At 71.3% G+C, this 12,718-nt stretch carries 9 protein-coding genes; 6 read left to right on the plus strand and 3 right to left on the minus strand.

The genetic code is table 11. The features are described 5' to 3' along the window. Positions 1-103: 103 nt before the first annotated feature. Complete coding sequence (locus OG841_RS10190) at positions 104-343, plus strand: hypothetical protein (RefSeq protein WP_328641717.1); 240 nt, start codon at positions 104-106, stop codon at positions 341-343. A gap of 227 nt (positions 344-570) precedes the next feature. Here the strand turns inward: OG841_RS10190 and gcl are convergent, their stop codons facing one another. After that, positions 571-2,355: a glyoxylate carboligase gene (gcl, locus tag OG841_RS10195; protein ID WP_328641716.1), complete on the minus strand. Its 1,785-nt coding sequence runs from the start codon at positions 2,353-2,355 to the stop codon at positions 571-573. A 192-nt stretch (positions 2,356-2,547) separates the two neighbouring features. Between gcl and OG841_RS10200 the strand changes: the two genes are divergently transcribed. Further along, entirely contained in the window at positions 2,548-3,225 is a 678-nt protein-coding gene (locus OG841_RS10200; protein WP_328641715.1) for a hypothetical protein, read from the plus strand. A 527-nt stretch (positions 3,226-3,752) separates the two neighbouring features. On the opposite strand, the gene OG841_RS10205 is transcribed toward OG841_RS10200, so the two are convergent. Continuing rightward, on the minus strand, positions 3,753-5,339 hold the full coding sequence (locus OG841_RS10205) for an AMP-binding protein (protein ID WP_371564533.1): 1,587 nt from the start codon (positions 5,337-5,339) through the stop codon (positions 3,753-3,755). Further along, positions 5,336-7,003, minus strand: a complete 1,668-nt coding sequence (locus OG841_RS10210; protein ID WP_328641713.1) for an AMP-binding protein — start codon at positions 7,001-7,003, stop codon at positions 5,336-5,338. Before OG841_RS10210 ends, OG841_RS10205 begins: the two co-directional genes overlap by 4 nt. A gap of 123 nt (positions 7,004-7,126) precedes the next feature. Between OG841_RS10210 and OG841_RS10215 the strand changes: the two genes are divergently transcribed. The 4 genes from OG841_RS10215 (at position 7,127) to OG841_RS10230 (ending at position 12,710) form a co-directional block, all read left to right on the plus strand. Next, complete coding sequence (locus tag OG841_RS10215) at positions 7,127-7,951, plus strand: response regulator transcription factor (protein WP_371570641.1); 825 nt, start codon at positions 7,127-7,129, stop codon at positions 7,949-7,951. A 163-nt stretch (positions 7,952-8,114) separates the two neighbouring features. Next, the gene (locus OG841_RS10220) at positions 8,115-10,940 is read left to right on the plus strand and encodes a helix-turn-helix transcriptional regulator (RefSeq protein WP_328641712.1); all 2,826 of its coding nucleotides are present in this window, start codon (positions 8,115-8,117) and stop codon (positions 10,938-10,940) included. Between the two features lie 213 nt (positions 10,941-11,153). After that, the gene (locus OG841_RS10225; protein WP_328641711.1) at positions 11,154-11,945 is read left to right on the plus strand and encodes a S1 family peptidase; all 792 of its coding nucleotides are present in this window, start codon (positions 11,154-11,156) and stop codon (positions 11,943-11,945) included. A gap of 117 nt (positions 11,946-12,062) precedes the next feature. Beyond that, complete coding sequence (locus OG841_RS10230; RefSeq protein ID WP_328641710.1) at positions 12,063-12,710, plus strand: LysE family translocator; 648 nt, start codon at positions 12,063-12,065, stop codon at positions 12,708-12,710. Positions 12,711-12,718 lie beyond the last annotated feature (8 nt).

The following is a 12,718-nucleotide window of genomic DNA, read 5'->3' on the forward strand; positions in this document are numbered from 1 at the left end:
AAGCAGAGCGCCGGATACGGACGGTCCCGTGTCCGGCGCTCCGCCGTGCGTCGGGTGCGGTCACCGGGGTGCGGAATCCGGCCGACCGCAGCACGCTGTAGGCATGGCAGCACATCCGACACAGCATCCGCATGTGGTGGTGCACGCTCCGGCCCTGGACGGATCGCGGCGGGTCACCGTGGACGACGAGAATCTCGGCGTCGCCGCGCACCTGGACGACGTCGTGGAGCTGCTCCGGCTCGCCGACCTGGACCGGATCGAGGTCGAGGACGACGACATCGTGGAGTGGCAGGGCGGCGGTCCGGAGGACTGGCCGGGGCTGTCCGAGCACCAGGAGCCGTGAGCGGGCGTACGGCAGCGGTCGTAGGCCGGATACGGAATCCTCAAATCAACCTCTGAACATGATTCAGGGGCTTCTGCCGGACCCCTGCTCGGGCGCATTCTCATCAGGCGAGGTCGGCCGGCACGGGGGCGGCGGGCATCGCGACGGGGGACGGCTTCGGGGGAGCCGGGCACAGGAAAGGGCGGTCCGACCTTCACGGTGGGACCGCCCTTCAGCTGTGCGCGGGGTCAGACCTTCAGCGGCTTGATCGACGTCGGCGCGTGGCCCGGCTCCGTCGCGATCTCCTCGAACTCGACCACGTTGCCGATGTCGTTCGTCGTCGACATCGAGATGTTGGTGACCCGCTCCAGGATGGCCTCGACGACGACCGGGACCTGGAACTCGGCGGCGAGCTTCTTCGCCTGTTCCAGCGCCGCGCCAAGTTCCGCCGGATCGGTCACCCGGATGGCCTTGCAACCGAGGCCCTCGGCGACCTTGACGTGGTCGACGCCGTAGACGCCCAGTTCCGGGGAGTTGACGTTCTCGAACTCCAGGTTGACCTGGAAGTCGATGTCGAAGGCGCGCTGGGCCTGGCGGATCAGGCCCAGGTAGGAGTTGTTCACGAGGACGTGGATGTACGGAATCCTGTGCTGGGCCCCGACGGCCAACTCCTCGATCATGAACTGGAAGTCGTAGTCACCGGAGAGGGCGACGACCTGCGCCTCCGGGTCGGCCTTGGCGACACCCAGCGCGGCCGGGATCGTCCAGCCGAGCGGGCCCGCCTGGCCGCAGTTGATCCAGTGGCGCGGCTTGAAGACGTGCAGCATCTGGGCGCCGGCGATCTGGGAGAGGCCGATCGTGGAGACGTACCGGGTCTCGGGGCCGAAGGCCTTGTTCATCTCCTCGTACACACGCTGCGGCTTGATGGGGATGTCGTCGAAGTGCGTACGGCGTTGGAGGGTCGCCTTCTTCTCCTGCGCGGAGGCCGCCCAGGCCGAGCGGTCGGGGAGCCGGCCGGCCGCCTTCAACTCCCTTGCCACCTCGACGAAGAGCTCCAGGGCCGCCTTGGCGTCGGAGGCGATGCCGTAGTCCGGCGCGAAGATCCTGCCGATCTGGGTCGGCTCGACATCGACGTGGACGAACGTCCGGCCCGCCGTGTAGACGTCCAGCTTGCCGGTGTGGCGGTTGGCCCAGCGGTTGCCGATGCCGAGGACGAAGTCGGACTCCAGGAAGGTGGCGTTGCCGTAGCGGTGCGAGGTCTGCAGGCCCACCATGCCGGCGTTGAGCTCGTGGTCGTCGGGCAGGACGCCCCATCCCATGAGGGTCGGGACGACCGGGGTACCGGTCAACTCGGCGAACTCGACGAGGAGTTCGGCGGCGTCGGCGTTGATGACACCGCCGCCGGCGACGATCAGCGGCCGCGCGGACTCATTGAGCAGACCGAGCGCCTTCTCGATCTGCGCACGGCTCGCGGCCGGCTTGTAGACCGGGAGCGGCTGGTACGTCTCCGGGTCGAACTCGATCTCCGTCAACTGGACGTCGATCGGCAGGTCGATGAGGACGGGGCCGGGGCGGGCGGAGCGCATGAGGTGGAAGGCCTGCTGGAAGACGCCGGGGACCTGGGCCGCCTCCAGGACGGTGACCGCCATCTTCGTCACCGGCCGCGCGATGGAGGCGATGTCGACGGCCTGGAAGTCCTCCTTGTGGATCACGGCGGTCGGGGCCTGGCCCGTGATGCACAGGATCGGGACGGAGTCGCCGGTCGCGGAGTACAGGCCGGTGATCATGTCGGTGCCGGCGGGTCCTGACGTGCCGATGCAGACACCGATGGTGCCCGCCCGGGTGCGGGTGTAGCCCTCGGCCATGTGCGAGGCGCCCTCGACGTGACGGGCGAGGGTGTGATGGATACCCCCGGAGGCCTTGAGCGCCGCGTAGAAGGGGTTGATCGCCGCGCCGGGGACACCGAACGCGTCCGTGACACCTTCGCGCCTGAGGATCTCAACTGCCGCGCGGGCAGCGGTCATTCGAGCCATCGAGTACTCCTGCTTCAACTGCTTCGGCTGTCGGATGCGTACTCCCGTCGCGCCCCGCGGTGAGCACTTCCGTATTGCGGAATAATTTTTCTACTATCTGGAAGCAATGTAAGTGGGCAGACCAGGGCAGTCAAGAGACGAAGGTTGGCCAAGAGACGGACAGAGGCGGGCCTCCTGGAGGACGATGAGGCCATGTCCGAGAGCGTCTCGGTGCGCTGTCCGGTCTGCCGGCGCGAGCACCTCTACGCGGCGCCGTCGTACCCCTGCGAGTGCGGCGCCCCGGTCTGCCTGCCACTGGACCGGCACGGCGCGCCCACGGCCGTCACCCACCAAGTGTGGGAGGAGGCGTGGGTCGCCGTGGAGTGCGCGGTCTGCGGCCGCAAGGCCGAGTGGCCGCAGCCGGAGCTGGGCTGTAGCTGCGGGACGGTCCTGCGGATTCCGGTGGCCGGGGACACCTGTACCGAGACGGAGCCGGACGTGGACGCCTCCGCTCCCCCGCGCCGTGCCTTCCAGCCGATCACGATCCGCACCGCGCGCGACGCGGTCACCGTCGCCGCGCTGTATCTGCGCTGGCTCGGCTACCAGGACATCCGGCGCGCGGACCAGCGTCCGCCGTCCGGCATCGGTCTCGCGGCCCGCGGGCTGCTGGCCCAGGTGGATCCTGCCGTGCGACCGGCCTCGCTGCGGGACGTGGAGTGCCTGTGGCTGACGGCCATGACGGAGTCCGCACACTGCGTGTACTTCTCACTGTCCGGCTACACCACCGAGGCCCGCGCCCGCGCCGACTCCCTCGGCGTCCCGCTGTTCGTCCTGGACCTGACGGGCACGCCCCAACCGGTGAACAGCCTGGCCGACGAGCTGGGCGGATAGGCCGCGGGCGGTTCGGGCCGACTCGGCGCCTGCCGCGCCTGACGAACGGCCGGCGGAACCCGGCCCCCGGGACTCCCCCGACCGGGAGCGGCTCACGGGCAGCGGCCACCCCCACCCCCCAGGCGTGCGGCACGCGAAGCCTGCGGTCCCGCCGAACGAACGCAGCCACCCAGGCCGGCCCACAGACGGGTAGCAGCCGCACCCCGCCAGCCCACCACCAGCCGTGCGGCACACGAAGCCTGCGGCCCCGCCCCCGGGCGCAGCCACCCAGGCCGACCTACACACCGGTAGCAGCCGCACCCCGCCAGCCCACCAGAACCGCCAGAACCACCCACAAGCACACAGCGCGACCCGCCGGGCGCGGCCACCGAAGTCCGCCACACCAGGAACGGCCACCGATACGACGAACGGCCGACGGCGGCCCACCCGACCCAGCCCGCCAGAACCACCCCCAGGCCTGCGGCGCGCGAGGCACAGGCGGGCCGGCCGGCGCGTCGGCGAGGGCCGCGTCGGCGGGTGCGGTGTGCTCAGTCCTCCGCGTACGTCTCCCGCAGTTCGACCTTGCGCACCTTGCCGGACACCGTCATCGGGAAGGCTTCGAGGATCCTCAGCCGGCTAGGGATCTTGTACTGGGCCAGCCGCCCCTCGCAGAAGCCGCGGAGATCCTCCAGGGTCGGCGGGTGCGCCGGGTCCCGTGGGATGACGCAGGCCAGCACCTCCTCGCCGTAGCGCTCATGAGGGACCCCGACGACCTGGACGTCCGCGATCTTCGGGTGGCCGTACAGGAACTCCTCGATCTCGCGCGGGTAGATGTTCTCGCCGCCCCGGATGATCATGTCCTTGATGCGGCCGACGATCTCGACGTAGCCGTCCTCGCGCATCATCGCCAGGTCACCGGTGTGCATCCAGCGTCCGGCGTCCACGGCCTCCGCCGTCTTCCCTGGCTCGTTCCAGTAGCCGAGCATCACGCTGTAGCCGCGGGTGCACAACTCCCCTGCCACGCCCCGTGGTTGGGTGACCCCGGTCGCCGGGTCGACGACCTTGACCTCGATGTGCGGCAGGACGCGGCCGACCGTGCCGGTGCGGTGCTCGAGGTCGTCGTCCCTGCGGGTCTGCAAGGACACCGGGGAGGTCTCGGTCATGCCGTAGCAGATGGACACCTCCGCCATGTGCATCTCGGCGACCACCCGCTTCATCACCTCCACCGGACAGGGCGAGCCCGCCATGATCCCGGTGCGCAGGGAGGAGAGGTCGTACGTCGCGAAGTCGGGATGGTTCAACTCCGCGATGAACATGGTCGGAACGCCGTAGAGCGAGGTGCAGCGCTCCTGCTGGACCGCGCGCAGCGTCGCCGCCGGGTCGAAGGACGGAGCCGGGATGACCACGCAGGCGCCGTGCGAGGTCGCCGCCAGGTTGCCCATCACCATGCCGAAGCAGTGGTAGAAGGGCACCGGGACGCAGACCCGGTCCTGCTCGCTGTAGTCGATCAACTCGCCCACGAAGTAACCGTTGTTGAGGATGTTGTGGTGGGAGAGGGTGGCCCCCTTGGGGAAGCCCGTCGTGCCCGAGGTGTACTGGATGTTGATCGGGTCGTCGCAGGACAGTTCCGGGTACGCCGCGGCACGGCCGCCGCGCCCCAGCAACTCCCGCCAGCTCGGGTGGCCGAGGTACACGACCTCCCGCAACTCGCGGCACCTGCCGCGCACTTCGTCGACCATCGCCCGGTAGTCGCTGCCCTTGTGGCTGAGCGAGGCGAACAGCAGGGAGACCCCCGCCTGGTTGAGGACGTACTCGACCTCGTGGGTGCGGTACGCCGGGTTGATGTTCACCATGACCGCGCCGATCCGCGCGGTGGCGTACTGCACGAGCACCCACTCGGGACAGTTGACCGCCCAGATCCCCACCCGGTCGCCCTTGAGGACCCCGGAGGCGAGCAGCGCGGACGCCAACTCGTCGACATCGGCGCCGAATTGCGCGTACGTCCAACGCCGCCCGGACGGCACGTCGACGAGCGCCTCGCGCTCCTGCCAGGTGGCCACGGCCCGGTCCAGGTTGTCGCCGATGGTGTCGCCGAGCAGCTCCGTCGTGCTCACGCCGTGCGTGTACGAGTTCACCGGAAGTCCTCCTCGCGGTACTCGGCGTCCGACCCCGCCGCCGTCGCCTCGCGCAGTTCGATCCGCCGGATCTTGCCGGACACCGTCTTGGGCAGCGCCGCGAACTCCAGCCGCCGGATCCGCTTGTACGGCGCCAGCGACTCCCGGGAGTGCTCGAACAGCACCTTGGCGGTGTCGGGACCGGGCTCCCAGCCCTCCGCAAGCACGACATACGCCTTCGGGACCGCGAGCCGCAGCTCGTCCGGCGCGGGTACGACGGCCGCCTCGGCCACCGCTTCGTGTTCGAGGAGCGCGCTCTCCAGCTCGAAGGGGCTGATCTTGTAGTCGGAGGCCTTGAAGACGTCGTCGCTGCGCCCGATGTAGGTCAGGTACCCCTCCTCGTCCCTCGACGCCACGTCGCCGGTGCGGTAGTAGCCGCCCGCCATCGCCTCCGCCGTGCGGTCCGGGTCGCCGTGGTAGCCGGTCATCAGGCCGACCGGCCGGGCCGACAGGTCCAGCGCGATCTCGCCCTCGGCGGCGCCGGGCGCGCCGGACACCGGGTCGAGGAGCTCCACCTTGTAGCCGGGGCTCGGGCGGCCCATGGAACCGGTCTTCAGCACCTGCCCGGGGCTGTTGGAGACCTGGACGGCCGTCTCGGTCTGGCCGAAGCCGTCCCGGACGGTGATGCCCCAGGCCCGCCGGACCTGCTCGATGACCTCGGGGTTCAGCGGCTCGCCCGCGGCCACCACCTCGCGCGGCTTTCGGCGCAGCTGGGTCAGGTCGGCCTGGATGAGCATGCGCCACACGGTCGGCGGTGCGCAGAAGGTCGTGACCCCCGCCCGGTCCATCTCGGACATCAGACGGCCCGCGTCGAAGCGCGTGTAGTTGTGGATGAAGACGGTCGCCTCCGCGTTCCACGGCGCGAACAGGTTGGACCAGGCGTGCTTGGCCCAGCCCGGCGAGGAGATGTTCAGATGCACGTCGCCGGGCCTCAGGCCGATCCAGTACATGGTCGCCAGGTGCCCGATCGGGTACGAGGTGTGCGTGTGCTCGACGAGCTTGGGGCGGGCCGTCGTACCGGAGGTGAAGTACAGCATCAGCGGGTCGTCGGCGAGGGTCGGCCCGTCGGGCAGGAACTCCTCGGAGGCGGTGTACGCGTCCTCGTACGGCTGCCAGCCCTCCGGTACGCCGCCGACGGCGATGCGGGTGTAGTCGCCGGGCACCTCGTCGAACTTGCCGGTGTCCTCGGCCCGCACCAGGACGTGCCGCACCCGGCCGCGCTCGACGCGGTCGCGCAGGTCGGCGGGGCCGAGCAGCGGGGTCGCCGGGATGACGACGGCACGCAGCTTCATGGCCGCGAGGGCCGTCTCCCACAGCTCCGCCTGGTTGCCCAGCATGACCAGGATCCGGTCCTCGGCCTCCACCCCGCGCTCACGCAGCAGATGGGCGACCCGGTTGGACCGTTCGGCCATCTCGGCGAAGGAGAGGCGGATCTCGCTGCCGTCCTCCTCGACGATGTGCAGGGCCGTGCGGTCGTTGCCCTCGGCGATGACGTCGAACCAGTCGAGCGCCCAGTTGAAGTGCTGCGGGCGGGGCCAGACGAAGCCCTCGTACGCCGTCGCGTAGTCCTCGCGGTGCTGGAGCAGGAAGTCCCGCGCCCCGCGGAAGTCCTCCGTAGCCGTCATCTTGCGTCCTCCTTGGTGCCGGACCATTGCCGGGCGGCTCTCTGCCATCGTGTAATCCGTGATGCAGGTCTCACTACCCCCGAACGGGGGTGTGTGCCGCAGTGAAGGGACGAGCAGGTGGCAGTGAACCCGGGCGGAGCAGTGGAGATCCGGCGTGCACTCGCGCGGCTGCGGCACACGACGGGGCTACCGGTCGCCTTCGGCGGTCTGGTCGAGCCCGACCGGTCGCGGGTCCGGATCAGCGAACTGAGCGGTACGGCCACCACCTCGCTCCTCGCGCTCGCGGTGACCTCGGGCAACGGACTCGGCGGCAAGGCGGTCGCGCTGGCCCGCCCGTGCGCCGTGGCGGACTACTCCACGTCCCGGCAGATCAGCCATGAGTACGACGCCGCCGTCGCCGCCGAGGGGCTGCGCTCGGTGCTGGCCGTGCCGGTGGTCGTACGGCGCCGGGTGCGCGGCGTGCTGTACGGCGCTCTGCGGGACGCCCGGCCGCTCGGCGACCGCACGCTGACGGCGGCGGTGGACGCGGCGCGCGACGTGGAGCAGGCGCTGGTCGTCGACGACGAGGCGCGGGACGTGCTGGTGGCGGCGCGGGCCGAGCCGCGGCGCGCCGACACCTCCACGTGGGAGCAGGTCCGGGAGGCGCACGCGGCGCTGCGGGCGCTGGCCCCGCGGATCGGCGACCCGGCGCTGCGGGCCGACCTGCTCGACGCCTGCGCGCTCCTGACCCCGGATGCCGAGACCGCGCACGGCATCGCCCTGGCACCGCGCGAGCTGGACGTCCTGGCCTGTGTGGCGGCCGGGGCGACGAACGCCGCGGCGGCGGACAGGCTGGGCGTGAGAGCCGAGACGGTCAAGGCGTACCTGCGGTCGGCCATGCGGAAACTCGGGGCCAGGACCCGTGGAGAGGCGGTGGTCGCCGCACGCCGGGCGGGACTGCTCCCGTGACAACCCGGCTCCTCCCGTAACATTGGTAGACATCTCATTCATTCGTGGGTGCTTTGAATTTTTCCATGCGGAACCGGTTGTTATTTCCCTCACCACCTCTTCCCGCCGAATTTCAAAGCACCTTGCCTAATATTGGCCAGGACACGACACAGGGAGGGGAGCGGTGACCGTGCCACGCGACTTCCAGGAGCCCGCGAGATGCCGCCCTGACCTGGTCATCGGCCGGGACGAGCTGTTCGGCCAGGCCCGTGAGCAGCTGGCCCGCGGCGGCAGCGTGCTCCTGCACGGCCCGGCCGGAATAGGAAAGTCGACCGTCCTGCGGGCCCTGGCGGCCGAATACGGCGAAGCGGCCCACACCGTGTTGCGCTGCTCGGCCACCGAGTCGGAATCCCATCTCCCCTTCCTGGCCCTGGCCGACCTCTTCGGTCTGGTCCTCGACGACGTCTCCGACAAGCTGCCCGCCGCCCAGCGCACCGCCCTCGAGTCGGCGCTGACCGGACGCGGTGAGTCCACCCTCCAGCGCGACGGCCTCGCCCTGCGCCTGGCCGTGCTGTCGGCGCTGCGCGCCCTCGCCGCCGAGAAGCCCGTCCTGCTCGTCGCCGACGACGTCCAGTGGCTGGATCCCGCGAGCCTGGAACTCCTCGGCTTCGCCGCCCGGCGGCTCGGCGACATCCCGGTGCGGATGCTGTGCGCGGTCCGGACCGACGGCACCGAGTACGACCGCCATCTACGCGCGTTGCCACCGGACAGTCTCGCCGTCCGCTTCAACCCGCTCACCCGCGCCCAGGTGGCCGCGCTGCTCGACCACCGCGGCTACACCGGCCTGCAGCGCTCCACCGTCCGGGACATCCACCGCACCAGCGGCGGCAACCCGTTCTACGCCCTGGAACTCGGCCGCGCACTCACCGAGAACCCGACCCCGCCCCGCCCCGGTGAACCGCTGCCGGTGCCCACCTCGCTGCGGGCCCTGGTGCTCAGCCGCCTGGAGATGCTGTCCGAGGAGGCCCGCCGCACCCTCCTGGTGGCGAGCGCGGGCGCCCGCCCGACTCCGGCCCTGCTGCACGCGGCCGGCCGCAGGGACGCCGAGGCGGAGATGGCCCAGGCGGCCGCGCTGGGCCTGCTCGCGACGGAGGCCGAGGGTCCCGCCGTACGCTTCGCGCATCCGCTGATCTCGGCCGCGCTGTACGCGGAGGCGCCCGCGCAGGATCGGCGGGATGCGCACCGGGCGCTGTCCACGGCCGCCTCCGACCCCATCGAGCGGGCCCGCCATCTGGCCCTCGCGACCATCGGCACCGACCCGGAGGTGGCCGCCCGGCTCGCCGAGGCCGCGGCCCTGGCCCGGGACCGGGGCGCACCCTCGATGGCCGCCTCCCTCGGGCTGCTGTCGGCCCGGCACACCCCGGCCGACGGTGCGCCCGCTCCTGACGTACGCCGGCTCGCGGCCGCCGAGGACGCGATCACCGCCGGTGAACTGGACCTCGCCCGGGACATCGCCCGTGACGTGCTCACCCGGGCCACCGTGCCCGCGGACCGGGTGCGGGCCTGGATCATCGTGATCGACACCGCGGGTCACGCCATGACGGAGGTCGACGCGGTCTTCCCGCAGGCGCTGGCCGACGCGGGCGACGACCCCGAACTGCTCGCCCTGATCCGCTACCAGCTGGCCTGGCGGGCCCTGCTCGTCGAGGGCGACTTCGTCGAGGCCCGCGGGGAGGCCGCGCACTCGGCAGCGCTGGCCGCGCGGGCAGGCGACCGCTACAACGAGCTGATGGCGCTGTCCTTCCAGGCCCAGCTGGAGACCCTCATGGGCCATCCGGACGCCCCCGCGACCATCAAGCGTGCCCTGAAGGAGCCCCAGGACCCGCGGGTGGCCTGCCATCACAACGGCGCCGGGTACTCCCGCTTCCGCTGGCTGATCATGAGCGACCAGCTGCCCGAGGCCCGCGCGACGGTCACCGCGCTGCTGCGCGAGGTGCGGCGGCGCGGTTCGGTCGAGAGCGAGGTGCACTTCCTGCGCGGGGTGGCCGAGACCGAACTGCGCTCGGGGCACTGCGGGCGGGCGCTCGACCTGGCCCGGGAGAGCCTGATGATGGCCCGGGACACCGGGATCGGCGAGGTGGCCTCGGCCGTGCTCGCCTCCATCGCGGAGGCCTCGGGCGGCAGTGTCGAGCGGGCGCTCGAACTGGCCCGGGAGGCGGTCGATCACGCCGAGGAGAACGGCGACCAGATGTACGAGTCCCGAGGCTTGGCCGTCCTCGGCTACGCGCAGCTCGTGGCCGGGGACGCGCAGGGCGCGGTCCGTTCACTGCGCCGGGTGCGCGAGCTGGAGCACGGGCTCGGCATCACGGATCCGGCGCGCGGCCGCTGGCAGGGCGACCTCGCCGAGGCCCTCGTACGCATCGGGGAGACCGGCGAGGCACAGGACGTCATCGACGTGACGCGGGTGAACGCGCTCCGGCTGGGCCGGGAGAGCGTGCTCGCCGTCCTGGACCGGGCCGAGGCGCTGGTGCGGGCGGCGCGCGGTGAACTCGAGGCGGCGCTGGTCCAGTTGACGTCGGTGCAGGACCGTCTCGCCAAGCTGGGCTACGGCCTGGAGGAGGCGCGCGCCGCCTTCGCCCTGGCCCAGCTGCGCACCCGGCGGCCGGGGCCGACGTCGTACGACGAGGCGGCCCGGCTCTTCAGGCGCTGCCGGGCGCTGCCCTGGCTGCGCCAGGTGGAGGCGGCCGCGCTGGCCCGGCCGGAGGAGCCGGAGCCCGTGCCCACCACCGCGCCGGACGGCCTGGAAGGGCTCGAGGGGCTCGAAGGGCTGGCCTCGATGGAGCGTCAGGTGGCCGCCCTCGTCATGGAGGGCGCCACCAACCGGGAGATAGCCGCGCGGCTGTTCATCAGCGTGAAGACGGTCGAGGCGACCCTCACCCGGGTCTACCGCAAGCTCGGGATCCGCTCCCGCGTGGACATCGTCCGGCTGGCGGCGGGGCGCCGCCCGTAGCCGACGGTCCGTCAGAAACGCTCTCCCCAGGGCGCACCGAGGGTTTTCCCTGCCCAACTCCCTTAGGGGGTTCCCTCATTGGGAAGGGGAACTTCCGGGTTCTAGCTTATGGACATGCCGCTCGCCCGGGCATACGGGGGTCGGTCCCGCGACCCCCGTGTACACCCCCACACCCGCGCGACCCCCCACCGGCAACCCTGAGGAGACTCACTGATGTTCGGTCTCACCCGTGCGAAGAAGGCCACCGGCGTCACCCTGGCGATCGCCGCTGCCGCCGCCACCGCGTTGCTCGGCGCCCCCACCGCCGTCGCCGCTCCCCAGCCCATCGTCGGCGGTACCACGACGACCACGACCTCGTACCCGTTCATGATGCAGATCACGGACGCCTCGCAGAACCAGTTCTGCGGCGGCACCCTGGTCTCCGCGACCAAAGTGGTCACCGCGGCCCACTGCATGGTCGGCGAGACCACCAGCAGCGTGAGAGTCGTCGGCGGTCGCACCTACCTCAACGGCACCAACGGCACGGTCAGCCGGGTCAGCAAGATCTGGATCAACCCGGACTACACGGACGCCACCAACGGCGACGACGTGGCCGTGCTGACGCTGTCGACGTCGATGCCGTACACCACGGCGTCCTATGTCTCCTCGTCCCAGACCGGGGTGTACGCGGCCGGCACCACGGCCCGCATCGTCGGCTGGGGCACCACCTCGGAGAGCGGCAGCTCCTCCAACCAGCTGCGGACCGCGACCGTCCCGATCGTGTCCGACTCCAGCTGTGCCAGTTCCTACGGCTCCGACTTCGTCGCGAGCGACATGGTTTGCGCCGGATACACATCCGGCGGCGTAGACACCTGCCAGGGCGACAGCGGCGGTCCCCTGCTCATCGGGGGCGCCCTGGCAGGTATCACTTCCTGGGGAGAGGGGTGTGCGGAGGCCGGTTACCCGGGTGTCTACACCCGGCTGACCACCTTCTCCAGCCTCGTGACCGCGCAGGTCAACTCATAGGTCCCCAGAGGTTCTCCTGAGTATTCCTCAGGTGAGAAGCCGGGGGCGTTGCGGGCCACCACGAGCGGCCCGCAGCGCCCCCTGTCCATGCGTGCGATCCGTGCTTGAATGACCGCCATGGTGTCCACGGACCGCGTCCTCGCCTTCGCCGCGATGTCCCTGCTGGTCATCGTCATCCCGGGGCCCAGTGTGCTGTTCGTCATCGGCCGGGCCCTCGCCCACGGCAGGCGTACCGCGGTGGCGACGGCGGTCGGCAACGTCTTCGGTTCCTACCTGCTCGTCGTGGCGGTCGCGGTCGGGATCGGTTCCCTGGTGGAGCGGTCGGTGGCCGTCTATCTGGCGGTGAAGCTGGCGGGCGCCGCGTATCTGGTCCTCCTCGGGGTGCAGGCACTGCGGCACCGCAAGGAGCTGAAGGCCTCGGCCATCGCCTCCCGACCCGCCGGGCCGGCGCGGGGTGACCTGCGGACGGTCCTCGACGGCGCCCTCGTCGGCGTCACCAACCCCAAGGGCATCGTCTTCTTCGCGGCCGTGCTCCCCCAGTTCGTGGACCACTCGGCGGGGCACGTACCGGCGCAGATGCTGCTGCTCGGCCTGGTCCCGATCACCATCGGCCTGGTCACGGACACCCTGTGGGGCCTGACCGCGTCGGCTGCCCGCACCTGGTTCGCCGGCTCCGACCGCCGCCTCTCGATGATCGGCGGCGCGGGCGGGTTCACGATGATCGGACTGGGGCTGACGGTGGCGGTGACAGGGCGGGCGGACTGAGCGATCCC

Source organism: Streptomyces canus, from assembly GCF_041435015.1.
Classification (GTDB): domain Bacteria; phylum Actinomycetota; class Actinomycetes; order Streptomycetales; family Streptomycetaceae; genus Streptomyces; species Streptomyces canus_G.